Below are 23,948 nucleotides of genomic sequence, written 5' to 3' on the forward strand. Positions count from 1 at the left end.
AGCTAATATTTTTCTGGATTTTATGTTCCTTATAGTTCCAGAACAATGATTTTCCTTCTAAATTCAGGCTCTGCTTGAAACGGCTCTCCTACACGCCTTGTATATCAACAAGAGATCTCAAACGGGTTCTATAGAATGCGGTACACTCAGGTAAAAACTTTTTATTGACAGAGATTCTCACTAGGCTTATGCTACAGCAATATTGGCTCTGAAGTTGCTGTCGATTGTCATGACGATTACGATCTCAGGTGAGGATTTTTTTGATCTACTGAATGCAGAAAAGCCTAAATTCGTTGATCCGTCTGATCCGAGCGATCAAACTCAACAGTACTCCAATCAACTTGGTCAGGGTTGTGTGAGATCGATTGAGTTGCGGGAAGGGTTAGCGATCGAGATTAATCAGATTCGGTGGTTTGATCAAGTCGCGATTTATGGCTGCGAAGAACCCGCTTACCTGAGACATCATTTTCATCTATTGGGTCAGCATCAGGATCAGCAAACCACTGTGGGCGATCGCGAATATGCACTCTACGGACGTGGGCTATATCCGAAGCAAACAATGCTCGCACCAGCGCAATCAGCATTAGAGGTGCAGGTCTACCTTGAGCCAACCGCGCTGCGATCGCTCGTCGGGGATCAGGATGGAGAATTGCCGATCGCGATTCAGAATTGGATACGTCCAGAAGATCAGGTGCAGTATGCGCGATCGGGGGTGCTTTCGCCAGCGATGCAAACGGTGTTGTGGCAAATTGTGCGATGTCCCTATCAAAGCACGACCAAGCGATTGTTTATAGAAGGCAAAACGCTGGAACTGATGAGCCTGGCAATCGAGCAAGAACAGGCAATCTATTGCGATCGCGTTGGGACGATTCCGGTGCAAAAGCTATCGCCCGGAACCATCGAGCGAGTTCACCACGCGAGAAATCTGCTGCTGCAAAATCTGCATGAGCCGCCATCGATCGCTACTCTCGCCAAGCAGGTGAAGCTGAATGAGTGTACGTTGAAGCGGGGATTTCGCGCCTGTTTTGGCACAACGCCGTTTGATTATCTGCGCGAGTATCGATTGGAGCAAGCGCGGCAACTGTTGGAGTATGGCGAAATGAAAGTTGAGGAAATTGCCGCACGGGTGGGGTTTTCCAGTCGCAGCCATTTTGCGATCGCGTTCAAAAAGAAATTTGGTCAAAATCCTAAAGACTATCAGCAGCGCAAGTTTTTCTGAAAACCGTTCAAACAAAATTCCAGCAATCGTTCGTTTTGCTTTCTTTACAAGTTGTAGTTCGGTAGTCTTACTGACATTGATTCTTAAGTGGTGTGAGTGAGATGACGAGGAAAGCTTCTATTCTGGGATTGCAACTGAGTGCGATCGGTGTTTTGGCGGTTTTGGCAGCGCCTTGGACTGTTGCACAAGCGACAGAAGAGAACTCTGTGTCTCAGTTGAGCCAAGTTCCTCGTCCGGCTACGACGGTGAAAGAATGGATGGCACAGGTGGAAGCGGCAACGGTTCGGGTGACGGGCGTTCGGGTGGAACCTGCGGCGGGAACGATTCGGGTGATTTTGGATACTAGCGCGGGAATCAGTGCGGTTCCGACTCGGCGGAGTGAGGGGAATACATTGATCACAGAGTTAGAAGGGGCAGTGTTGGCGTTGCCGGAGGGAAATCGAGTTGCGATCGACAAACCGGGAGAGGGAATTAGTGCGATCGAGGTGATTCAAGCAACACCGACAGCGGTACAAGTGAGAATTACCGGAGAAACAGCGGTTCCAGTGGTGGAAGTTGTGCCGAGTGCGGCGGGGCTAGTGCTAAGTGCAGAAGCAGATGAGGATGTAGCGGAAGAAGAAATTACAGTCACAGGGGAAGGGCAACAAGGCTATCGAGTGCCGAATGCGAGTACAGCAACTCGGACAGATACACCGATTCGGGACATTCCTCAATCGATTCAGGTTGTGCCGCAGGAGGTGTTGCGCGATCGCAATGTGAGAACAGTGACGGAAGCAGTAGAAACTGTTAGTGGCGTAAGTGAAAATTTCTACTTCTATACTCCACTTGCGGGCAGTAGAGTGATCCGAGGCTTCAGCCAGTTTGGAAATTTCCGCAATGGATTTCGTGAAGGTCCTTTTGCTAGTAGTTTAGCTGTGCCTGATGCGATCGAGCAAGTAGAAGTACTCAAAGGACCTGCTTCAGTTTTGTTTGGTGATGTAGAACCGGGTGGGATCATTAATATTGTTACTAAGCAGCCGCTGAGCGAACCTTATCGGAAACTGGCATTTGAAGCAGGAAATTCTGGATTGTACAAACCTAGCATTGATTTATCAGGTCCATTAACAGCAGACAGGAATGTGCTTTATCGCCTCATTGCTGCTTATGAAAATGCGGGTAGCTATCAGGATTTTGCCAATTCGGAGACTACAATCATTGCACCTTCAATCACGTTAAAATTAGGAGATCGAACAACTCTCAACCTCTATTACGAGTTCAGCCGCTTCTTTGGTGATCCTCCTACTTATGATGTGCCCCTCCTCAGCGATGGTAGCTTGCCTCCTCGAAGTTTTTTACCTAACTACCCCTCTTTGCTGCTAGTCGATCTTGAGAGTCAGAAGTTTGGCTATTCTCTAAATCATAAATTTGATGACAATTGGCAAATTCGTAATAATCTTGCTATTACTTTGATAGACAATATGCGACAGGAACCTTTTATTGCGAGTGTCGTGGATGATCGCTTTTTAACAGGTTTCCAGTTCTTTGGTGATGAAACTACAGAGAGCAACTACTTTGGACAAATCGACTTAGTTGGGAAATTTAAGACTGGATCGATTGCTCATCAGCTCGTAATTGGTTTTGATTTCAACCGTTTCAACACAAGGTCTGAAAGCTTAACCAACACAAGCCCGAACTTGCCCGATTTAGATATTTTTAATCCAATCTATGATGTTACAAGACCTGATCTCCCAGCAGATTCTCTATCTGTTTTCGAGCAGCGTACTCAAGCTTATGGAATTTATTTACAGGATCAGATTGCTTTCAGCGATACCCTGAAGCTACTCATAGGAGGTCGTTACGACTGGATCTCCAATGAGTCCGGCTCTGGTGATAATAATCCAGAGCAGAACGATGGAGCATTCAGTCCTCGCATCGGCACTGTATATCAGCCCAGCAAAAATGTTTCACTCTATGCCAGCTACAGCCGATCATTCGCTCCAACCACAGGGCGAAATGTAGACGATACACCCTTTGAACCAACGAAAGGAACTCAATATGAGATTGGTGTCAAAGCTAATTTTTTAGATGGCAGACTCTCAACTACGCTATCCGCATACAATCTGACTCGATCGAATGTGACTACCCCCGCATCCGATCCTGCTCTAGCTGTTCGCGGCTTTCAGGTTCAGGTTGGGGAACAACGCAGCCGTGGCATTGAGTTAGATGTTGCAGGTGAGCTTTTACCAGGTTGGAAAATTATTGGTTCCTATGCACTCACTGATGCGACAGTCACAGTTGATAACTCTATTCCAGTTGGAAATCGCCTGAAGAATGTCCCACAAAACCAAGCAAGCCTCTGGACAACCTATGAGATTCAGAAGGGGAATTTGAAGGGATTTGGATTTGGATTGGGACTATTCTACGTCGGTGAGCGACAGGTAGATTTAGCTAATTCGGCTACAATAGGCTCTTATCTGAGGACTGATGCAGCACTTTATTACCGTCGCGGTGGCTTTAATGCCGCGATCAATGTCCGTAATCTTTTTGACCTCGATTATGTCAGTTCAGCTAACTTCGCACCACTGTATGTCAAGAGGGGGAACCCGCTCACCATTGTTGGTTCCATCAGTTGGGAATTCTAGCTTGCGTTTTCGGCAATTTCTGCCCAGGCAGGAAATCATAGCACAGTCAACCTTGTGAGCAAGTAGCGAAATAGCTATGAAGAGAACCCCAATAGTTTCCAAGGTAACAAAGCTCTTTCTTCTAATGATTTTGTCATTCTTCCTCATTACGGCTTGCAGCAGTTCAGGAGTTCAAAGAAGCAACATTTCCGTAGAATGGACGAAAACAAAATCTGAATGTCGAGTTGTGCAACACTACCTCGGCGAGATCTGCATTCCTGCTAACCCTCAGCGCATCGTCACGTTAGATCCATCTGCTATTCTTGATCCCTTGATAGCAATTGGATTTAAAGACAATATTGTGGGTATGTTTTGCTATGGTTATGGCATTAATGGGTGTATTGCTCCTGGTTTGTCGCCTGATGAGTTAGAAGGCATTAAAGATGTTGGCATTGGCTATCAACCTTCCTTAGAAAAGATCATGATGCTCAAGCCAGATTTAATTCTTGGACTTTACGAATACACACAAGATTACAAATTGTTGTCAGAAATTGCTCCCACCCTGCTTTTCAAATATGACGATATAAAGCTTTCCTTCAAGAATCACTTCAAAAAAATCGCTCAACTCCTTGACCGTAAGAAAATTGCGGAAGAAATTCTTATTCAATATCAAAGTCGAGTTGCAGAAGTACAGAAACAATTAGGCGATCGCCTGAAAGATAAGCAGATTTCTGTACTCATTTACACCGGAGGGCAATTCACAACATCAGCAAGCTACGCGATTTATTTTCAATTTCTAAAAGATATTGGTGTAAAAATTAAACCTATATTTCAAACTCAAGAAAATTACTTTCCACTTAGCATCGAAACAATAGATGATTATGATGCTGATATCTTATTTATTGCAAATCAAGACCGGAAACCAGCATCTTTCTTTCTCAATCATCCTCTAATCTCTTCGCTCAAAGCGGTGAAAAATGGACGAATACATATCATAGAGAGTCGAGAAGTATGGGATGTATTCGGTCCAATAGGAATAAACAGACTATTAGATAGGCTTTCTCAGTATTTGTTAGAAGATGTATGATGTCTATGTATTCTCAGTTATTGTTCTTTTAACTTCAAGGTGCGATCGCGCTTTGATGGTTGATCCCTTGATGGTTTGTGCGATCTCATCCCAGAGGTTTTGTGAAGTGCGATCGCGCTCTGATTGTCGATCGCTCAATGACTTCGTGCGATCGCTCTATCATTTCTCAAGATATCGATCGCTCAGTGACTCAGTGCGATCACGCTCAATTGTCGATCGCTCGATGGTTTTGCGATCGCGTTTGATTGTCGATCGCTTGATGGTTTATGCGATCGCTCTATTATTTCTCAGGATGACGATCGCTGGATGGTTTGTGAGATCGCGTTTGATTGTCGATCGCTTGATGGTTTGTGCGATCGCTTGATGATTTCTCAAGATGTCGATCGCGCTTCCAACCAAGCCTCTAAATCTGCCAACGTGGTGAAATCGAGTAAGGATTCGCTGAGGTCTTCTAGGACAGGTAAAGGTAGGGATGAAAGGCGCGATCGCATCTCCTCAGAAAGTTCTTGCCCTAGTCGTCGGGTTAATTGCCGAGTGATAAGCGCGATCGCTTCCTCTTCTTTTGCCTCCCGAATTGCTCGTGGCTCCTGAGTTAAATCGAGTCCCAACATCGCTTTTACCTCTGACCGACTTAGGTTTGCAAACTTGTACACCATGATGGATGTCACTATGTCTATTATGTCGCGTCTTTGAGCTACGGTGAAATCTTCCTGCTCCGTTCGTACGATTAGCTCTCTCGCGACTTCTGGAGCTTCATCTTCTTCCACAATGGTAAGTACGATTGCGCCCACTGTCACTGGAAGGGAGCGCACGTCCCCTAGTTCATTCAAATACACCCGATGGACTTGCTCTCCATTCAGTAACGAGCGATGCGGGTACACCTTACTCTGCTCTACTGCACGAGATGGATAAATAATCACCGCTTGCCAATCTGAGAAGCGAGAACTGTTTCTGTAAAAGTACAGCGCAGATTCACTAAACAATCGCTCGTACAATTCATCGTCTTTCTGCATTTGCAATTCGCAGAAATAGATCGTCCCCGGTTCATCGGTTTCAGGTGGCAGAAACACCCCATCAATCTCAAGCTTTGGTTCCTTCACCGCTACTGAGTCAAACCGATAGTTTGCCGCATTGCTCGGTCTGCTGCCAATCAAATCAAACAGCAGTTCAGGAGATTGTTGAAATAGTTTGTAAAAGAGCGGATCACGACGCATTACATCAGGTGAAAGACAATACGATCAAGTGTACTTAAGTCGCGCTCAATTGTCGGTACCTTCGGTAAGCTTCGCTAGCGCTTGATGGTTTGTGCGGTCAGCTTTGCTGTGCCGAAGGCAACGCACTTCAGACCCTTTTCAAGATGCAACCGCGCCTAATTGTCTCACGATCGCACCCTAGAAGTCTTATGAAGTGCGGTTACGCCCAAAGCCCAACGCTGCGCTAGACGTGCTTCAAACGAACAGTTAGGGACAGCAAATGCTCATCTAGACAGTGGCGTTAGCCGTTCAGCCAGCTACACCTTAACAATCGCCTCACGGCTCACCCCCAAGCGGACTGCTTCGCGATCCAACGCATCCAGCATCCACTGCGGAAACGCGATCGTCACAGACTGTGATTTATGTCCCGGACGGTGTGCGTTTGCCAAGTCCAAAAACTCGGTCATATCCTCACCCTGATCGAATCGTTGATCAAATACTTCCGCCTTCATAAAGCTTTTCCTCCAAGATGCGTGAGCGTCGAACTGAGATGATTCGGACGATTTCCCCCCGATAGGTGATCACTGCTGACCATCACACTTCAGACCTTTTGCGAGGTGTGAACGCTCTATCATTTCTCAAACGGTCGGTACCTTCGGTAAGCTTCGCTAGCGCTCAATGACTTAGTGCGACCCTTGCGGTATCTGCAAAGCAGCGCGCGCTCAATTGTCGGTACCTTCGGTAAGCTTCGCTAGCGCTTGATGGTTTTTGCGGTCAGCTTTGCTGTGCCGAAGGCAACGCAGTTCAGGTAATCGACCAAAAATCACAGTGGAATGTAGACAATGCGATCGTAAAATTCAGCGATCGCATCAACTTCAGCAATCAAAATCAAATCATCCAGAATTTCCCCCAAAGATGCCTTGGGTCTGAGCGCGAAAATCCCAGGAATATGCTGCCCACGATCGAGGTGTTCAACCCAGTGAGTTGGCATCGATCGACGATTGTTCGTGATCAGAATAAAGTCATGCTGTTCACACCATTCGAGGATTACTGGATCGAGTGTTCCTTTCGGTGGAGTTCCAGGATCGCCAACCGCCCAAACCGTCATATCTGGTTTACGTCGCAACAACTGCATTTGATAGCTCGGTGGCGGGTTTTCATCGATCAAATATCTAACCATGCGCGGTCAAACTGCGTTCCGCCTTAATCTGTTTCAGACGAACCACGATCGCCAATGGATTCTCGTCCTGTTCCCGCTCCACTTGAGTACAATAGTCCAACCAATCTGCCAAATACTGAGTCACCTGAGCTTGGTTATGCAGATAGTAGAGAATCGTTGCGTAAATCTGTTCAAGCGTGATCTGAGGATAAATTTGAGCAATCTCTTCAGCCGTGCGCTGTTGATGAATATAAGCATAGAGAATCGTTTCGATGCCCATGCGCGTCCCTTTCAGACGAATATCATCCGCACAAACGAAGTCAAAGTAATGTTCTAGTTCCACTGTAAAATCCTGCTTGCCGTCTTCTAAATTTTGGCACAGAATTGCTCTACCGCTAATCTTGCTCTGATGGTCGGTACCTTCGGTGAGCTTTGCGCTTCGCTTGATGGTTTGTGCGGTTCCTGCGGAGTTGCGTTTTGCGCTAATCGCTCTATTATTTCTCAAGATGTCGGTACCTTCGGTAAGCTTCGCTAGCGCTCAATGACTCAGTGCGACCCTTGCGGTATCTGCAAAGCAGCGCGCGCTCAATTGTCGGTACCTTCGGTAAGCTTCGCTAGCGCTTGATGGTTTGTGCGGTTCCTGCGGAGTTGCGCTTTGCGCTAATCGCTCGATCATTCCTCAAAGCGATCGCTCCCATCCTCATGGTACACAGATGATCTTCAGCCCTGCCATTTGACGAATAGACTTCCTGCACGAATCATAGATGCCCTCCGACTAAAGTCGGGGCTACAAGAGCAAAGTGTGCCTTCGCACACTAAAGAGGCGATTTTAACCGTTAGTCCACGGAGGTGGACTTTGTTCTGATAGCAGCGTTGCCGAAGGCTCTTGCGAAGCTAACATCAATCGCCAGGTATTCATGCAGGAAGTCTAATATACTGATCAGACGAAAGAACCATAGGAATCTCCAAGCGTTGAGCCATGCTAGCAATGAACAATCTGTATCGCTCCAAAGCTTATCATCATACTGACAAAGGCTTCCCATACTGCCTGACCTGCCCCTGCGATGCCACCCTTCCACAAGCTTCGTCGGTTCCTACGGAGTTGCGCTTTGCGCTAATCGCGCTTCACCAAAAAAGTCCGTCTAGCATTCAAAAAAAGTTCCGCTAACCGTCAAAATAGGCTTTTACGATGTGCCGTGACTCGGTAGGCTAGCAGAGGAATACTTTTATCATCGCCCTATGCCGACTTCTAAGCCACCCAAGTCTACAACTCCCTTAGTTCGATTGTTAAATTATGGCAGACGATATCGATCGCAGATTTGGATGGCAGCAAGTTGCTCGATCGTCAACACACTGATGGATCTCGCTCCTCCTGCGCTGATGGGAGCCGCGATCGATGTCCTCATCCAACAGCAAAACTCATTCTTATCTCGATTCGGAATGGCTAACGTTGTTCACCAGTTCTTTCTACTTGCTTTCCTTACGGTAGCAATTTGGGGACTCGAATCACTCTCGAACTATGGCTACGATCTACTCTGGCGCAATCTCGCCCAAGATATTCAGCATGACTTACGATTAGATACTTACACTCATTTACAAGAACTCGAAGCGGCATATTTTGAGGAACAAACAACAGGCGGCTTGATTGCAATTCTCAGCGATGACATCAATCAGCTAGAGCATTTTCTCAATACGATCGCAAACAATATTATTCAGATTATCAGTGCAGTGATTATTCTGATGATTGGCGCATTCTTAGTTTTGCCGATTGAGATTGCGATCGCTTCAATGCTACCCATGCCGTTCATCTTAATCGGTTCGTTGCGCTATCAGAAATTACTAGAACCTCGCTATGATCGCGTTCGTGAGCAAGTTGGAGATCTCAATGCCAGGTTAGAGAACAACATTAGCGGCATTATCACAATTAAAAGCTTTACGGCAGAACGATATGAGCGCGATCGCTTAAAAGCCGAAAGTAATGCTTATCGTCGCAGTAACTCGAAGGCGATTCGATTGTCTGCGGGCTTTATTCCGCTCATTCGCATCTTAGTCTTGATTGGATTTACAACACTGTTAGTATTAGGTGGAATTGCAGCATTTTCGGGAAGATTGTCGATCGCAAGTTACAGCGTTGCTCTAATCTTGATTCAGCAATTGCTCTGGTCACTGGTTGATTTAGGTGAAATCTTCGATTCCTATCAACGGGCGATGGCATCAACCAGACGAATTATGGATCTGCTCGATACGCCTGTGCAGATTCAGACCGGAGAGATTTCGCTCTCGACTGTGCAAGGTGAAGTCAACTTTGAGCAAGTAAAATTTGCGTACCCAAATCGAAATTCAGTGCTAACTAACCTATCACTGCATATTCCTGCTGGGAAAACCACCGCGATCGTCGGCTCTACCGGATCAGGAAAAAGCACCCTAGTTAAACTACTAATGCGACTGTATGAAGTCGATTCTGGCAGGATTACGATCGACCATCTCAACATTCGCGATCTCAACCTCTACGATTTACGACGCAACATTGGGCTAGTCAGTCAAGATGTGTTTCTATTTCATGGCACAGTTGCCGAAAACATTACTTACGGAACCTTTGACGCGACTGAACAGGACATCATTGCAGCGGCAAAAGTCGCAGAAGCACATGAGTTTATTGAACGGTTGCCAGAAGGCTATCAAACCATTGTGGGTGAGCGCGGACAGAAACTATCGGGAGGGCAACGGCAAAGAATCGCGATCGCTAGAGCCGTGATCAAAAATCCACCAATTCTGATTCTCGATGAAGCGACTTCTGCGGTAGATAACGAAACTGAAGCGGCAATTCAGCGATCGCTCTCTCGGATTACGCAAAACCGGACGACGATCGCGATCGCACATCGACTTTCAACGATTCGTCATGCAGACTGCATTTATGTGATGGAGCATGGGCAATTTGTCGAATCTGGAACCCATGAACAGTTACGCTCGCTCAACGGGGTTTATGCGAAGCTCTGGTCGGTGCAGTCTGGCGATCGGGTGTTTATCGAACAACACGGCAAGGAACCGAAACAAATCATCCTGGATCTGGATGTGAGCGATGATCCGGTGCAGGGGACACAGGAGCAAGCGTTCTTCAAGGGAGATGGAAAATCGCATTAAAGGGCATCAACTTGACCATTGAAAATTATTATCAATAAGTCTAGGATTTAGGCAATAGAGGGTGTTGATGCTGATGGAATCTGGCGTTGCTGAATTGCAGTATGAAAGGCTAAATTCGCCCTCACCCTAACCCTCTCTCAAGGGGCGAGGGAACCAGAGTTCTGGCTCTCTTCTCCCTGGGGATGAGGGCAATTCATACCTACATTCAGCAACGCCTGGAATCTCTCTTCAACAGGTGATCCCCGGAGGTTTAAATTGCAACTAACAATCACGGTGCAAGATTTGCTGGATATGTTTGAGGAGATTCAGTCTCAGACGGGCATTGGCTTTCAAGTAAATGGGTGTGAAACCTCTTTGCACTTACCCAGTGAATTTGGTAAAAGTTTAATCCGAAATTGGCATCTGCGCGATGGGCTGGAACTGTATGTCCAAACCCATGACCTGACCGAAGAAATCATGATCGCATCGCATAATCACTATGCCATGTTTGGCTTGTGCTATGGCATCGCTGGTACAGTCAATATGGTGGCAAATCAATCGCGATCGGAAGTCGCCATTCGCCCCGGATCTTGCTTGTCTGTAAACATGACGGACGCTCAAACCGTTGGGCAACTACCCGCTAATCAATCAATTTGCCTGGTAGAACTGGCGATCGCGCCCCATCTACTCCAAGATTTTCTAAAAGATGAACTGGACACTTTCCCAGCTAGTTTGAGACACTGCTTTCAAACCTCTGACCATTTTTACTGGCAACAGGGAGCCACAACCTCAGCAATGAGGACTACATTGCACCAGATCTTACAATGTCCTTACCAGGGGGCAACCCAGCGATTGTATCTAGAAAGTAAGGCGCTAGAGTTGATCACCTTTCAACTGCACCAACTCAAGGAAACACACACCCCATCCAGTCAGCGGGGCTTAAAATCAGACGAAGTAGAGCGGATTTATCAAGCGCGAGACATCTTGATCCAACGGTTGCACAATCCGCCTACCCTGATAGCCTTGGCGCGACAGGTCGGGCTAAATGACTGCAAACTCAAACAAGGATTTCATCAAGTATTTGGAACTACTGCCTTTGGATGTTTGCACCAGCACCGGATGGAACAGGCGCGCCAACTGCTGGAAACTCAGCCGATTCAGGTGGCGATCGCTGCTCATACTGTCGGCTACAGCAGCTTAAGTTCCTTTCACCGGGCATACAAAAAATATTTTGGCGTAAATCCTGGTGAGCATCGGTATGAGAATCGTTCTTAAAAACTCCGTTTGGGACATCCGAAAATTCCGTTTGGGACAAATCGTCCTGGGTTGACCGCTCTACAATCACTCTCAGATAACTCATGCAAATGAGAATTAGTTGCGACAGGTCGTCGGACTTTTTGAATTGAGGAGTGTATTGTGTCGCGAATTTCTCAACCCGATTTGAATCACCTGATGGGGTTCTCACTCATCCTGGCGATGGTCATGCCCATTCCAGACGTGGCGAATGCGGTTTCGATCGGCGATTCCACAGAACAGGCAACCAACAGCGTTGAGCGCTTAAAGGATGTGCAGCGTCCGGCTACAACGGTTGAGGAATGGCTGTCTCAATCTCCGACGTTGACAACCATTACGAATATTCGCCTCAAGCCAGCCGAGGATGAACTAGAGATTGTGCTAGAAACTGCCGATGGCAAGCTGTTGCAGGGTGAGGTTAAGCAGGAACGAGATCGCCTGATTGTCACCATTGCCAACGCCCAACTACAATCTGCCTTTCAGCAAGACAATCCAGCTACTGGGATTATCAACCTGACCGCCAGTAATGCAACAGCAACCACGGTTCAAGTCGTGATCACAGGTGCGCCAGGAGTGCCCCTGGAAGCCGATATTGTGCCTGGTACGACGGGCTTGACGGTGAGTGTCTTGACCGAAACTGAAGAAGAAATCACCGTCACGGCTGAAAAGCGAGAAGACAGTCCGCAAAATGTACCCATCAGCCTGACTGTCATTCCTAGACGAGAGCTAGAAGATGCTCAGATTGATTCGCTGCAAAGCATTGCCAACAACACTCCCAACTTCACTTTTTTGCGTGGTTCGACAGGAGCTTCCCACTTCAACTACTACAGCATTCGGGGACTCAGTAACTTCAACTTTTTGGCTTCTCAAGACAACGTGGCGTTTTACGTCGATGACGTGCCCTATGATTACGGCGGTTTTTTGGATGGGGTTCTGTTTGATTTAGAGCGAGTGGAAGTGCTGCGGGGGCCGCAAAGTACACTCTATGGCAGAAGCTCACAGGCGGGAGTGGTCAACATCATTTCGCGTCCGCCCAGTAATCAGCCAGAAATCCGCACGGCTGCCAGCTATGGCAACAATAATTTTCGCAATCTGCAACTATCGTTGAGTGATGCAGTACTGCCAGACAAACTATTTTTCCGACTGGCAGGCATTTACAAAGCGCGGGATGGCATTGTAGAAAACACGTTTTTGAATCGAGAGGTCGGCGAAAAAAATGGGTTAGCTGGACGCGCTGAGATCCTCTGGACACCTGCTAAAGAGTGGAACATCTCCTTTAATACCACCATCAACTCTGACGATGACGGTAGCCCCCTATTTGCCCCACGAGATACTCCCAACCCCTTTAAAGTTGCTCAAGATTTTGATGGCTTCTATCGCCTGGACAACAATACTCAAGCCTTGAAAGCTGCTTATGAGGGTACGGGGTTTCGAGCAGTTTCGGTGACGACGCGGCGATCGACCCAACAGGCTTTTGCCACCGAAGCGGACTATACCGAAGTGAATCTGTTTAACGGAATCGGGGCATTTGATTCTACGGTATGGACTCAGGAACTTCGATTTCAGTCTCCTAATACAGCCGATCGTCTGCGCTGGGTGGTGGGTGGCTATTTTGAGTCTCGCGAGTTTAATACCCTTCAAGACGGCATTACTCTAAGCAATTTGGGAGCCGCCGCGTTTGGGGCACCCTTCGCAGGCACGAACAATGTTTCTGCCGAACAGCAGCGCTATACCTATGCCGCGTTTGGACAATTGGACTACAAGCCAATCGAACCATTAACGCTGTTTGCAGGTTTGCGCTATGAGTCTTCTCAGGTAGAGATGGCGCGGCGACGAATTTTCACTGTTCCAGGGTTGGGAGATGTGCCTCTAAGTCCCACGATTAGTGGCTTAGAAGAAAGCAGTAATGCCCTCATTCCCCGGTTTGGAGCGCAGTATCGGTTTAGTCCAAACGTCATGGCTTATGGCACGATCGCCAAAGGCTATCGCCCCAGTGGGTTTAACTATCGGTCTGATACCGAAGCCACTCGCCGATTTCAGGAGGAAAGCTCCTGGAACTACGAATTGGGCGTGAAAACCTCCTGGCTAAATAACCGCTTAACAGCCAATCTAGCAGTTTTTCAAATTGATGCCAGTAACTATCAAGTTGCTTTGCCTGATGTAACAGGATTTTTCAACAATATTGCCAATGCTGACATCAAAAGTACAGGATTTGAACTAGAACTACGAGCAGAAGTAACAAAGGGACTCAGCCTGAGTGCTGGATTGGGCTACACCAACGCCACATTCAAAAACTACACCAACCCCTTTACAGGGCAAAGCTTCAACAATAATCGCGTCCCCGTTTCGCCCAGTCTCACTTATAACCTGGCGATGCAATATCGCAGCACAGGGGGCATTTTTGGTCGCTTAGAACTGGTGGGATTAGGCAACACCTTTTTTGATGATGCCAACCAAATCGAACAAAAACCCTATGCTCTGGTAAATGCTCGTCTGGGCTATGAATGGAAAACTGGAGGAATTTATGTGTTTGCTAATAACTTATTGGATACCCGCTACATTACTCAAGGCTTTGTGTTTCCGCCCCCCAATGTGATTGCTGCGTTTGGTGAACCCGTGACTTATGGAGTGCAGATTCGAGCAAATTTTTAAGGAGTCCTGTGATGACAAATCAATTGGAACCAACCCAACAACTAACTGGCGTTGCTGAAACTCTAATGATCACCCTGTATGCACGAGTGGTAGAAACGCAGCGATCGGATAGTTTACTCCAAGATCCAAAAGCCGTTGAAATTGCTCAAAAAACAGATTACGACTTCAGTAAATACCAGAAGGGATGGGCTTCTCAGTTGGGAGTCGTGATTCGAGTCAGAGAGTACGATCGCATTGTCACAAGCTTTTTAGAAGCTCATCCTGGTGCAGTCGTGATTAACTTAGGATGTGGATTATGTACCCGGTTTACGAGAATTGGTCACAGGGAAGTTCATTGGTATGAAGTCGATTTTCCTGAAGTCATTGAACTCCGACGCAAGTTCTTTGAAGAAACCGATCGCTACCAGTTTATTGCAAAATCTATTCTCGACTTTACCTGGATTGATCAGATTCAAAGAGCGCCAAATCAACCGCTGATCGTGTTGATGGAAGGGGTTTCTCCCTACTTGAGTGAAGCTGAAAATCGCAGCATTATTTTGCAGTTGCGCGATCGCCTTGCTCCTGTCGAAATTGTTCTTGATGTACTCGATCGTAAGGCAGCAAAAAATTCCAAGAAGCATGATACTGTCTCCAAAACCAATGCCGAGTTCAAATCAGGCTTTGATGCTGGGCAAGAATTAGAAACTTGGGGAGACGGCATCCGCCTCAAAGATGAAATCTATTCGCTCACCCAGTTTGCGGATTATCCCGATCGCTTGCCTATTTGGGCAAGATACATCCGATTTTTGCTTGTCCCTGTGTTCAAAAAATCTGCTCGTATTTTGCGTCTACAACTTACCAAGTAACCACTATTTTTAGTCACTATTTTCACAATGAAAATTCTCATTTCTGGTGGTGGCATTGCTGGACTCACACTCGCCTACTGGCTACAGCAGTCTGGCTTTCAGCCCATTGTGATTGATAAAGCAACAGAATTTAAGCGCGTGGGCTATCCGCTAGGAACCTATGGAGCGAGTGTGCAAATTCTCGAAAAAATGGGACTGTTGGAAACATTGGTTCAGAAGAGTATTCCCTTGACTGAATCAGCTTTTGTAGATAGCACCGGACGCATCATTCGCAAGCTAAACATGAGTCAGGTTTTTACTGTAGAGCAGCGTAACCTGGCACTAAATCGCGCCGACCTGCATTTAGCTATTTACGAAGTGGTCAAAGATCAGGTTGAAATCCGCATGGGTCACATGATTCAGACCGTCGAACAACAGAGCGATCGCGTCACCGTCGCATTTAACAATGGCAGTTCTGAGTCTTTTGACTTACTCATCGGTGCTGATGGAGTACATTCTCAGACGCGCCAACAGGTATTTGGTGATGGCTTTGAGAAGTTTTTTAACGTCGCTTACATGACTTTTTTTAGCCAATATACTCCCCCAGATTTGGGCGATTGTAACTATAACATTACGCTGCCTCGCCGCTACGCTGGCATTGGTAAATATGGCTCATCCGGTGTTGGGGCATTTCTACTTTACCAATCGCCGCCCGGTCGCAAAATTCCACCTCAAGAACGAGTGCCCCATCTACTTCAAGAATTTAGCGATGCTGATTGGTTGATTCAAGACGTGATTTGCAGTGTTCAAGATCTAACCACTATTTTTTATGATGACATGCTGCAAATTGTTATGCCCCAGTGGTCAAAGGGGCGAGTTTGCCTGATTGGAGACGCTGCCCATACCCTAACACTGATGTCTGGACGCGGCGCAGGCACGGCAATTTTGGGTGCCTATCTCTTAGCAAAAGCACTCACTCAGCAAGATTACTCTCATGCATTTGCGACCTACGAAAATCACCTGAGAAAAACAGTGAATGACTTGCAAAAAGATGCTTTTAAGCTAACTCAAATGATGCTACCAGAAACCCAATGGTCGATCGCGCTAACCAACCTCTACATGAAATACATTCCAGAATCCTGGCTGCTAAATCGATTCACAAAGTCTGCTGCACTCATTGAGGCATTGTAAACGCTATGTCTAAATCATCCATCCCTAAATTGAGCCTACTAGCGAGTTTATATGTTTCGCAGTACATTCCGATCGCTTTCTTCTATCAAGCACTCCCCACTTTCCTCCGGCAGCAAGGTGCTTCTTTAGAAGTCATTGGCATGATTGGCTTCCTCGCTATACCCTGGATGCTGAAGTTCCTCTGGGCCCCTTACATCGATCGCATTCGCTTTCGTTGGGGACACTATCGGATCTGGATTATCCTGTTTCAAAGCTTGTTAATCTTCAATCTTGTTCTGTGTGCATTTCTAGATCTAAAAGCTCAACTACCACTCATGCTGGTCTGTATGTTTTTAGTCTGCTTTTTTGCTGCCAGTCAAGATATTGCCACGGATGCTCTCGCGATCGGGCTGCTAAATCCAAATGAACGGGGCATCGGCAACGGCATTCAATCCGGCGGCAATTTTCTGGGGTCGATCATCGGTGGAGGCATTCTTCTCATTCTGCTCGATCGCCTTGGTTGGACAGTTAGCTTACTGCTACTAGCAAGTTTTATGGGACTGTCGCTTTTTCCCGTCATTTTTCACACAGAAACAATCCTCCCTCCCCCGACCCAAAAACCTGGTTTACTGACGCTACTGCAATTTTTCCGCCGTCCGGGGCACTGGCAATGGTTATTGATGTTATCGCTGTATATGGCAGGGGGCAGTATGGCGAGTGCTATGATTCGTCCCTTGATGGTCGATCGCGGATTCTCACTCACCGACATTGGTTGGATCTTAGGCGTTGTTAGCTTTAGTGCAGGGCTAGTCGGCTCATTGCTCGCTGGATGGCTCATCAGTCATTGGGGACGCAAACGATCGCTGATCCTGTTTGGTCTTCTGTCGGCAGTTGCGATCGCAACGTACTTACCCATTGCCTTCGGATCATCCAGCCTGACTTTAATGTATGGCTCCAATATTCTAGTTGCGATCGCGGCTGGCATGGCATACACCGCAACGCTGACAGTGATGATGGATTACAGCCGCCCAGAAACTGCCGGAACCGACTACACCTTGCAGGTTTCCACAATCTACTTCACTGGCATTTTAGCAATGGTATTGGGCGGATTTGTCGCAAAAGCATTTGGCTATGCGGTCATGTTTGCGATCGGGATTATCTTAACGTTGTCCAGTGTTGCCCTGATCGCGAAAGGCTTTTCTAGCCGAGAGGCTGCCCCTCTAACGGCACCTGAATCGATTGCTCATCTGTGATCTGTTAAACCCCAATTACGCCAAATGACTGATCAACTCTACCCAAAGCCACCCCTAAACATCTGGGAAGTCATGGCTCCAGTGCAAGGCAGAATCATGGTGGCGATCGCGCTTTCTGTGATCAGCACTATTGCAGCGATTGTGTCTTTGTTGGCAGTTCCACCCATTGCGTCTGAGTTGCTCAAGCCTGCTCCTGATGGTGACCAAATCTGGATGTGGGTAGCAGTTTCCGCGATCGCAGTGGCCATTTCTTTTACCACTAAAGTATTTGCCTCCAGTACTTCCCATTTAGCAGCATTCAAGTTAGAAGTAATCGTGCGAACCGCCATCACTGAACATCTGGCAACAGTACCGCTCGGATATGTGATCACAACGGGTTCTGGTGCGATTAAAAAGATTGTTCAGGATGATGTTAAATCGCTCCATGCCTTTGTTGCTGACAGTACTCCTCTCCTGGGACGAGCATATACTACACCTGTGATCTCGCTGATTGCGATGTTAATTGCCGATTGGCGGTTGGGATTGGTGACAGTGGCTGTGTTGCCGATCGGACTGATTTTTATTCGGTTAGCATTGCAAGATTATGCTGAAAAACGAGGGGAATACGATCGCGCTAATGAGCAGATCAACAGTGTTGTGATTGAGTTTGTTCAAGGGATGCAGGTCGTTCGCACCTTTGATGATGGGAGTAGCTCCTTTGCTCGATTTCAGCGATCGCTCGATTCTTTTACGCAATCGATTCGAGACTGGAACAAAACCACGGGCACATCTGGACGCTTGGGCACACTCCTGTTTGAACCCTTACCCACGCTGATTATTATTTCAATCGTAGGAGCCTGGCTCATGATCCAGGGATCACTAAAATTTCCGCAACTGTTGGTGTTTTTGCTACTATCGCCTAGATTGTGTGGAGCCTTCAAACCGATTTTTACCCTGTCCTATTTCATCAATCAGGCAAATGCGGGAGCAAAACGGATTGGGACAATCTTGGCAGAGCCGCCGCTACCGCAGCCAGAACAATCCAAACAACCCACAGAGGCTTCCATACAGTTCCACGCAGTCACTTTCTCTTATGGAAACCGTCTAGCCCTGCAAGATGTCAGCATTGAGATGCCCGCAGGGAGCGTTACCGCTTTGGTTGGTTCCTCTGGTGCAGGTAAAACTACGATCGCCCGATTGATTCCGCGCTTTTGGGATGTGGAGGATGGCGCGATTGCTATTGGGGGTGTGGATGTGCGAGAAATGACCTCTGACACTCTGATGTCCTGGGTTTCTTTTGTATTTCAAGACACCTTTTTGCTGTATGACACGATTCGCAACAACATTAAATTAGGCAAAATCAATGCTACCGATGCCGAAGTAGAAGCTGCTGCTCGTGCCGCACAAGCCCATGAATTTATTCTGGCGTTACCACAGGGATACGACACGATCGCCGGAGAGCGCGGCTCCTATCTATCTGGGGGGCAACGACAGCGAATCACGATCGCTCGTGCCATTCTGCAAGATAATCCCATTGTGGTATTAGACGAAGCAACCGCCTTCGCTGATCCTGAAAATGAGGCATTGATTCAAGCGGCGATCGCTTCTCTAACAACGGACAGAACCTTAGTCATTGTTGCTCATCGGCTACCTACTATCATGAGCGCAGATCAAATTGTTGTATTAGATCAAGGGCAAGTCGTGGAGCAAGGTAACCATGATGAATTGGTGAATGCAAATGGCGTGTATGCCAAACTTTGGGAGCGGCACGAAGAAGCCCAACAGTGGAAACTCCAGTTGAAAGTAAGAGAAAGCACTACTCTTGAGGCACTTTAGGTGCGGGCATTGCTGAATCAGGGGATGAATTGCCCCAAAGCGGCGAGAAACCCAAGGTTCAAAGTCCCCCAACTTTGGGGGATTTAGGGGGCGAAAAGATCGACACTTCCCACAGATTCATCCCTCCAATCAGCAACAGGTGTAGGTGCGTTCTATCTAAGTTAATCTCTCAAAATAGCAGAAGTTTTATGCTAAAAACCTATCGTCGGATGTTGGATGTTGCAGGCTCCTATCAACCTCAGTTAAAAACGGCATTGTTGCTATCGGTGATTGCTTCTATTCTGCAAGGCATTATTTTTGCATTGTTTTTCCCACTGCTATCGGCTTTGCTGACACAACCGATCGATACACAACCGATTGGGATACTGCTGGCAATCATGGCAATACTTGTTCTGATCGAGGGCTTCATTCGCTGGCAAGAACTTGATTTTGGCTGGAACACCTCCAACGATGTTGCTCACGAAACCCGATTACGACTGGGAGAACAACTGCGACGAATGCCACTAGAAGAACTCAACCGTCGGCGATCGGGTGACCTCAATGTTGTTCTGAGCGGCAATGTTAGCGAGATTGTTTTGTGGATTGGTAGCCTATGTACATTGGTGATTCAAACGCTGATTGTTCCATTGACGATCGGGCTGGTAACGCTGTTCATTGATTGGCGATTAGCCGTGGCGTTATTCGTTGCCTTTCCGTTTGCAATTCCGCTCTATCGCTATTTCCGCACGCTGACGGCTAAAGTGTTTCGTGAGGTGGCAATGGCTGATGCAGAGGTTGCCTCTCGCGTGGTGGAATATGCTCAAGGATTGCCTGTACTAAGAGCAACCCAACAAACGGGGCAACAGTCGCAGCGATTGCAAGCAGCATTGATCACTCAGCGATCGGTTCAGTCCACCGCACAACGTTTGTTTAACTTGCCGTCTATCGCGCTCTCCACCCTGGTCGAAGCGGGAATCTTACTCGTGCTGGCTTTAGGAACACTGTTTATTTTACAAGGAAGTTTGTCTGTCCCCGCTCTGTTTGCGCTGATTGTGATTGCTCTGCGATTTAGCGAACCTTTGGCACAACTGACTGGGTTAACTAGCATCTTTGACCTGATGGAAAGTGGGCTAGAACGCATTGAAGCGGTGATGAATATTCCTCCTCTCCCTGTGCAATCTACATCAATTCAACCGACTCGATTTGAGATTACGTTTGAGCAAGTCTACTTTCACTATGCTGATCAGAGCGACTGGACGCTGCAAAATCTCTCCTTTCAGTTGCCAGAGCGATCGCTGACGGCTTTAGTCGGATCATCAGGGAGTGGCAAATCAACGATCGCGCGTCTGATCAGTCGCTATGCCGATGTCCAGCAGGGCAGCATCAAAATCGGTGGTATCGATGTGCGTCAGGTTAACCCCGATGAATTGATGCGATCGATTTCCGTTGTATTTCAAGATGTGTATCTGTTTGATGACACCATTTTGAATAACATCCGCATGGCAAAGCCAAATGCCACCGATGCCGAAGTGGAAACGGCTGCCCGTGCTGCTAATTGCCACGAGTTTATTACACGCTTGCCCAACGGCTATGAAACTTGCGTCGGCGAAATTGGCGGCGCATTATCGGGCGGTGAACGGCAGCGAATCTCGATTGCCCGTGCCATTCTCAAAGACGCGCCGATCGTACTGCTAGATGAGCCAACTTCAGCCTTGGATACCGAAAGCGAAGTGGCAGTCCAACGGGCGATCGATCAACTAGTAGCAAACAAAACCGTGATTGTGATTGCTCATCGCCTCTCTACTGTCGTAGGTGCTGATCAAATTCTAGTGTTAGAGAATGGGCAGATTGTAGAGCGAGGAACTCACACAGAACTAATGTCCAACGGCGATCGCTATGCCTTGCTCTGGCAAACTCAACAACAGTCTCGTCAATGGCATATCGCTGCGTAAGATGATTTCGCCTCAAACTACATTTCTTACAGAGCAGCAAACCCACGACTTTTACCATATCGCACCGTTCTAAATTCAATTTGATTGGTGTTCGGACTGTAGAGCGTGTAGGTTGCCTGTCCGGGAATGCGTCCGACATTGCCCACACCAATCACCTGCCGAGGTTTAACCAGGGTGGCTTGCGATGAGGTTGCCTGATCTAAGGTTGTGACGCTGGAGGTTACACTACCCTGCTGAATTTCGTATTGGAACGTTAATCCCGATCGCCCACAGAACAGTATGTTCGCATCCATTCGCATCAGGCGATCGAGCATTTGAATGGGCGATGTATCCGGTGTTAATTCATCACTGACACTAACGCTGCTGCCATGAATCAGTAAGCAATCGAGTTCAAAGAAACCAAAGTCAAGCGGTTGCTTCGCAGTTGCGCTTTGCGCTAAACGCACCCATTCAACCATTTCTCGTGGAATCGCGTCCCACAAAGTTTTCACCATTTCTATTCCATATTGCTCAATCAGTTCAGTCGGTTCTCCCGTTCGTCCCAAACAGTGTAAGATGAACAACTGTTCTTCCCACCAACCCTGACAAACCTGGGGTACAGGTTCATAGTCGCGAGGCGATCTGACTCGTTCAATCACTTTTTCAGTTTCGGGTGTCGGTGCAATCACATCACCCAAGATATAGAGTTCTTCGACTGGCGATCGCTGCCGTTTGATGTCTGCCAGTACTGCTTCATAAGCAGCTAAATTACCTTCGATTCCGCTCAAGATTACCCAGTAAGTCATTATTGCTGCACTACAAACTTTGTAATTTTGGATCACTGCAACTAGGCTGCAAACGCTACCCAGCCTGCAAAAATAAAAGCAGTATAGAAGCGGGTTATGTTGACGAAACCCGCTTGAGCCAATAATTCCAGGGTTCGTTCTTCTGGAATGCATTGGATGTGTTGCCACACTCCGTCAGCAAGTTCGCTGAGCCGCTGTGATTCCATCCCTACCATTTGCGCTCGTTTCTGCCATCCGTCAACCAATCGCTTAAACACCTCTGCTTGCTTATCTCCATGCAAATCTACTAACACAAATGGACTACCTGGTTGAAGACGAGCCGCGATCGCCTTGAGGTAATCCAGTTTTGTGCCATCGTCCGGGAGAAAATGCATCACAAGTAGGCTAGTAGCAGCGTTGAAGAGGTGTATTGGAAGTTCTTGCACAACTCCATGATAAAGTCTGACGCGGTTCTCAATTTCTAAGGAGTCAACCTTTGACTGAGCCACTGTCAGCATTTTCTCAGAGGGATCAACCCCTGTGAATTGCCAGGTTAGACGAGTTTGACTCAAAGAACTAATCTCATTACCACCGCCTGCCCCAACCACAAGAATATGAGCATCATCGGTCAAATAAAGCTGGAATAAAGCCGCCAGCATTGCGAGCATGGCATCATATCCCGGAATACTTTGCCGTACTGCGATGTCGTAGTCAGCCGTTGGCAAATTGGGATTCTGATCAAAATCAAATGGGTTTTCACTCATGGCTACCGCTCACACACATGAGTTGGATCATCGGCGCGTTCAGCGTACTCTAGCCCTTTAGACAACTTGCCGCGCTTTTCTGCCAACACTGATGGATAACTACATTCACAGGAATTCAACCCTTCCACAATGTCTTCATCCCAACATCCCTGACAAGTGGGAATATCGAGCGCGCGAATCATTTCTACTACGGCATTTGGATGGGGGCCATACCCCACGAGATCACCGAGACAGTAGACCTTATCGGCATTGTGATCGTCAATGTCAGACAGTACCGCATTCAAGGCTTCATAGTTGCCATGAATGCAAGACATTACCGCAATCTTCATCTGCTTCCTCTCCTGGTTCTAATGAGTCTTTAATTTGTTTTTGGTAGTCAGCGATCGCCTGATCATTCAAGCAACAGTCTTTAATAGTTTGAGCGATTGAGTCCTGATCCAGCGCTTCACCAACGACCTCAATGCCTCTCAATCTATCGGGTCTACCATTTAGCCAGCGCGGTAGATTGAGTTCCAAGTAGGTTGGTTCAGCAAGTCCAGTCACAAAGTCGAAATGGAGCGACCTCCCATCAGCAACATCAAAAACGCCTTTGGCGCGTTGAACAGTTCCATACGCCCCATGCATCAGTTCATACCAAAAAGTATTGAGACTCGCGAGGTCAAGCACCTGTCCCGACAGAACAGAACGCCAGAGATGAGGCTGTGATAACGCCGCACCCGTCTCAACACCCGTTACCACAAGGTCTGCCCAGTCGTGCCATTCTGTGTGTCGAGTTCCCGGCGGCAACACCGCCACTCGTCGGCAGTCTGCCATCGAGTCAGGCAGAATTAGGGAGGTTAGATCAATGTGAAACCCCAATTCAACGTAGACAGCAGAGCCTACAAGCGGATGGGCTAAAAAATCAGTCAACTGCTCGACGGGTAGCACGGTGAGTCCAGGAATCTCTGCTGCCAGATAGGTTGGGTCAATGGGAGTGTTTCCCGATCCCAGATTTAGATAGACGGCTGTCTCAGCAGCAGAATTGATCTGTTGCCGTATCCAGGTCGTTTTTCCCGCGCCGGGTAAACCAGACACCAATGTGATGTTAAGTGATGGCATCAGAAG

Annotated in this window: 21 protein-coding genes; 13 read left to right on the forward strand and 8 right to left on the reverse strand. The window is 47.4% G+C overall.

Going from position 1 to position 23,948, the window contains the following annotated elements; translation table 11 throughout:
- Window positions 1–229: 229 nt before the first annotated feature.
- The 4 genes from ACKFKF_RS01885 (at window position 230) to ACKFKF_RS01900 (ending at window position 5,270) form a co-directional block, all read left to right on the forward strand.
- Window positions 230–1,219 carry a helix-turn-helix domain-containing protein gene (locus ACKFKF_RS01885; protein ID WP_446866112.1) on the forward strand — a complete coding sequence of 330 codons (990 nt, stop codon included), beginning with the start codon at window positions 230–232 and terminating at the stop codon, window positions 1,217–1,219.
- A gap of 101 nt (window positions 1,220–1,320) precedes the next feature.
- Window positions 1,321–3,840: a TonB-dependent siderophore receptor gene (locus ACKFKF_RS01890; RefSeq protein WP_446866113.1), complete on the forward strand. Its 2,520-nt coding sequence runs from the start codon at window positions 1,321–1,323 to the stop codon at window positions 3,838–3,840.
- A gap of 76 nt (window positions 3,841–3,916) precedes the next feature.
- Entirely contained in the window at window positions 3,917–4,906 is a 990-nt protein-coding gene (locus tag ACKFKF_RS01895; protein ID WP_446866114.1) for an ABC transporter substrate-binding protein, read from the forward strand.
- On the forward strand, window positions 4,899–5,270 hold the full coding sequence (locus ACKFKF_RS01900; RefSeq protein ID WP_446866115.1) for a hypothetical protein: 372 nt from the start codon (window positions 4,899–4,901) through the stop codon (window positions 5,268–5,270). The genes ACKFKF_RS01895 and ACKFKF_RS01900 overlap by 8 nt, the downstream gene beginning before the upstream one ends.
- Before the next feature lie 7 nt (window positions 5,271–5,277).
- Here the strand turns inward: ACKFKF_RS01900 and ACKFKF_RS01905 are convergent, their stop codons facing one another.
- The 4 genes from ACKFKF_RS01905 to ACKFKF_RS01920 form a co-directional block, all read right to left on the reverse strand.
- Window positions 5,278–6,120: an Rpn family recombination-promoting nuclease/putative transposase gene (locus tag ACKFKF_RS01905; RefSeq protein ID WP_446866116.1), complete on the reverse strand. Its 843-nt coding sequence runs from the start codon at window positions 6,118–6,120 to the stop codon at window positions 5,278–5,280.
- Window positions 6,121–6,416: 296 nt separating this feature from the next.
- Window positions 6,417–6,611, reverse strand: a complete 195-nt coding sequence (gene brnA, locus ACKFKF_RS01910; protein ID WP_446866117.1) for a type II toxin-antitoxin system BrnA family antitoxin — start codon at window positions 6,609–6,611, stop codon at window positions 6,417–6,419.
- A gap of 311 nt (window positions 6,612–6,922) precedes the next feature.
- Complete coding sequence (locus ACKFKF_RS01915; RefSeq protein WP_446866118.1) at window positions 6,923–7,279, reverse strand: DUF5615 family PIN-like protein; 357 nt, start codon at window positions 7,277–7,279, stop codon at window positions 6,923–6,925.
- Entirely contained in the window at window positions 7,272–7,763 is a 492-nt protein-coding gene (locus ACKFKF_RS01920) for a DUF433 domain-containing protein (protein WP_446856715.1), read from the reverse strand. Before ACKFKF_RS01920 ends, ACKFKF_RS01915 begins: the two co-directional genes overlap by 8 nt.
- A gap of 474 nt (window positions 7,764–8,237) precedes the next feature.
- Between ACKFKF_RS01920 and ACKFKF_RS01925 the strand changes: the two genes are divergently transcribed.
- The 9 genes from ACKFKF_RS01925 to ACKFKF_RS01965 all read left to right on the forward strand — a co-directional run bounded on the left by ACKFKF_RS01925 (window position 8,238) and on the right by ACKFKF_RS01965 (window position 21,316).
- Window positions 8,238–8,426: a hypothetical protein gene (locus tag ACKFKF_RS01925; protein WP_446866119.1), complete on the forward strand. Its 189-nt coding sequence runs from the start codon at window positions 8,238–8,240 to the stop codon at window positions 8,424–8,426.
- A gap of 71 nt (window positions 8,427–8,497) precedes the next feature.
- Complete coding sequence (locus ACKFKF_RS01930; protein ID WP_446866120.1) at window positions 8,498–10,399, forward strand: ATP-binding cassette domain-containing protein; 1,902 nt, start codon at window positions 8,498–8,500, stop codon at window positions 10,397–10,399.
- Between the two features lie 255 nt (window positions 10,400–10,654).
- On the forward strand, window positions 10,655–11,653 hold the full coding sequence (locus ACKFKF_RS01935; protein WP_446866121.1) for a helix-turn-helix transcriptional regulator: 999 nt from the start codon (window positions 10,655–10,657) through the stop codon (window positions 11,651–11,653).
- Window positions 11,654–11,794: 141 nt separating this feature from the next.
- Window positions 11,795–14,323 (forward strand): TonB-dependent receptor domain-containing protein, encoded by a 2,529-nt coding sequence (locus tag ACKFKF_RS01940; RefSeq protein WP_446866122.1) that lies wholly within the window; start codon window positions 11,795–11,797, stop codon window positions 14,321–14,323.
- A gap of 11 nt (window positions 14,324–14,334) precedes the next feature.
- Entirely contained in the window at window positions 14,335–15,168 is an 834-nt protein-coding gene (locus ACKFKF_RS01945) for a class I SAM-dependent methyltransferase (protein ID WP_446866123.1), read from the forward strand.
- Between the two features lie 27 nt (window positions 15,169–15,195).
- Window positions 15,196–16,338, forward strand: a complete 1,143-nt coding sequence (locus tag ACKFKF_RS01950; RefSeq protein ID WP_446866124.1) for an FAD-dependent monooxygenase — start codon at window positions 15,196–15,198, stop codon at window positions 16,336–16,338.
- A 5-nt stretch (window positions 16,339–16,343) separates the two neighbouring features.
- Complete coding sequence (locus ACKFKF_RS01955) at window positions 16,344–17,570, forward strand: MFS transporter (RefSeq protein WP_446866125.1); 1,227 nt, start codon at window positions 16,344–16,346, stop codon at window positions 17,568–17,570.
- 24 nt (window positions 17,571–17,594) lie between these two features.
- Entirely contained in the window at window positions 17,595–19,385 is a 1,791-nt protein-coding gene (locus tag ACKFKF_RS01960) for an ABC transporter ATP-binding protein (RefSeq protein ID WP_446866126.1), read from the forward strand.
- Between the two features lie 188 nt (window positions 19,386–19,573).
- On the forward strand, window positions 19,574–21,316 hold the full coding sequence (locus ACKFKF_RS01965; protein WP_446866127.1) for an ABC transporter ATP-binding protein: 1,743 nt from the start codon (window positions 19,574–19,576) through the stop codon (window positions 21,314–21,316).
- 26 nt (window positions 21,317–21,342) lie between these two features.
- Here the strand turns inward: ACKFKF_RS01965 and ACKFKF_RS01970 are convergent, their stop codons facing one another.
- The 4 genes from ACKFKF_RS01970 to ACKFKF_RS01985 are packed head-to-tail and all read right to left on the reverse strand — an operon-like array spanning window position 21,343 to window position 23,942.
- Window positions 21,343–22,101 carry a metallophosphatase gene (locus tag ACKFKF_RS01970; RefSeq protein ID WP_446866128.1) on the reverse strand — a complete coding sequence of 253 codons (759 nt, stop codon included), beginning with the start codon at window positions 22,099–22,101 and terminating at the stop codon, window positions 21,343–21,345.
- Window positions 22,102–22,142: 41 nt separating this feature from the next.
- On the reverse strand, window positions 22,143–22,844 hold the full coding sequence (locus ACKFKF_RS01975) for a class I SAM-dependent methyltransferase (protein WP_446866129.1): 702 nt from the start codon (window positions 22,842–22,844) through the stop codon (window positions 22,143–22,145).
- Between the two features lie 2 nt (window positions 22,845–22,846).
- Complete coding sequence (locus ACKFKF_RS01980) at window positions 22,847–23,173, reverse strand: metallophosphoesterase family protein (protein ID WP_446866130.1); 327 nt, start codon at window positions 23,171–23,173, stop codon at window positions 22,847–22,849.
- The gene (locus ACKFKF_RS01985; protein WP_446866131.1) at window positions 23,133–23,942 is read right to left on the reverse strand and encodes a GTP-binding protein; all 810 of its coding nucleotides are present in this window, start codon (window positions 23,940–23,942) and stop codon (window positions 23,133–23,135) included. Before ACKFKF_RS01985 ends, ACKFKF_RS01980 begins: the two co-directional genes overlap by 41 nt.
- Window positions 23,943–23,948 lie beyond the last annotated feature (6 nt).

The sequence above is a fragment of the Phormidesmis sp. 146-12 genome, assembly GCF_052939495.1.

What these genes read in the sequence shown, in the direction of transcription:
- ACKFKF_RS01885 (WP_446866112.1), top strand. Translation starts at nt 230, where the DNA reads ATGACGATTACGATCTCAGGTGAGGATTTTTTTGATCTACTGAATGCA.
- ACKFKF_RS01890 (WP_446866113.1), top strand. Translation starts at nt 1,321, where the DNA reads ATGACGAGGAAAGCTTCTATTCTGGGATTGCAACTGAGTGCGATCGGT.
- ACKFKF_RS01895 (WP_446866114.1), top strand. Translation starts at nt 3,917, where the DNA reads ATGAAGAGAACCCCAATAGTTTCCAAGGTAACAAAGCTCTTTCTTCTA.
- ACKFKF_RS01900 (WP_446866115.1), top strand. Translation starts at nt 4,899, where the DNA reads ATGTATGATGTCTATGTATTCTCAGTTATTGTTCTTTTAACTTCAAGG.
- ACKFKF_RS01905 (WP_446866116.1), bottom strand. Translation starts at nt 6,120, where the DNA reads ATGCGTCGTGATCCGCTCTTTTACAAACTATTTCAACAATCTCCTGAA.
- brnA (WP_446866117.1), bottom strand. Translation starts at nt 6,611, where the DNA reads ATGAAGGCGGAAGTATTTGATCAACGATTCGATCAGGGTGAGGATATG.
- ACKFKF_RS01915 (WP_446866118.1), bottom strand. Translation starts at nt 7,279, where the DNA reads ATGGTTAGATATTTGATCGATGAAAACCCGCCACCGAGCTATCAAATG.
- ACKFKF_RS01925 (WP_446866119.1), top strand. Translation starts at nt 8,238, where the DNA reads ATGCTAGCAATGAACAATCTGTATCGCTCCAAAGCTTATCATCATACT.
- ACKFKF_RS01930 (WP_446866120.1), top strand. Translation starts at nt 8,498, where the DNA reads ATGCCGACTTCTAAGCCACCCAAGTCTACAACTCCCTTAGTTCGATTG.
- ACKFKF_RS01945 (WP_446866123.1), top strand. Translation starts at nt 14,335, where the DNA reads ATGACAAATCAATTGGAACCAACCCAACAACTAACTGGCGTTGCTGAA.
- ACKFKF_RS01950 (WP_446866124.1), top strand. Translation starts at nt 15,196, where the DNA reads ATGAAAATTCTCATTTCTGGTGGTGGCATTGCTGGACTCACACTCGCC.
- ACKFKF_RS01955 (WP_446866125.1), top strand. Translation starts at nt 16,344, where the DNA reads ATGTCTAAATCATCCATCCCTAAATTGAGCCTACTAGCGAGTTTATAT.
- ACKFKF_RS01960 (WP_446866126.1), top strand. Translation starts at nt 17,595, where the DNA reads ATGACTGATCAACTCTACCCAAAGCCACCCCTAAACATCTGGGAAGTC.
- ACKFKF_RS01965 (WP_446866127.1), top strand. Translation starts at nt 19,574, where the DNA reads ATGCTAAAAACCTATCGTCGGATGTTGGATGTTGCAGGCTCCTATCAA.
- ACKFKF_RS01970 (WP_446866128.1), bottom strand. Translation starts at nt 22,101, where the DNA reads ATGACTTACTGGGTAATCTTGAGCGGAATCGAAGGTAATTTAGCTGCT.
- ACKFKF_RS01975 (WP_446866129.1), bottom strand. Translation starts at nt 22,844, where the DNA reads ATGAGTGAAAACCCATTTGATTTTGATCAGAATCCCAATTTGCCAACG.
- ACKFKF_RS01980 (WP_446866130.1), bottom strand. Translation starts at nt 23,173, where the DNA reads ATGAAGATTGCGGTAATGTCTTGCATTCATGGCAACTATGAAGCCTTG.
- ACKFKF_RS01985 (WP_446866131.1), bottom strand. Translation starts at nt 23,942, where the DNA reads ATGCCATCACTTAACATCACATTGGTGTCTGGTTTACCCGGCGCGGGA.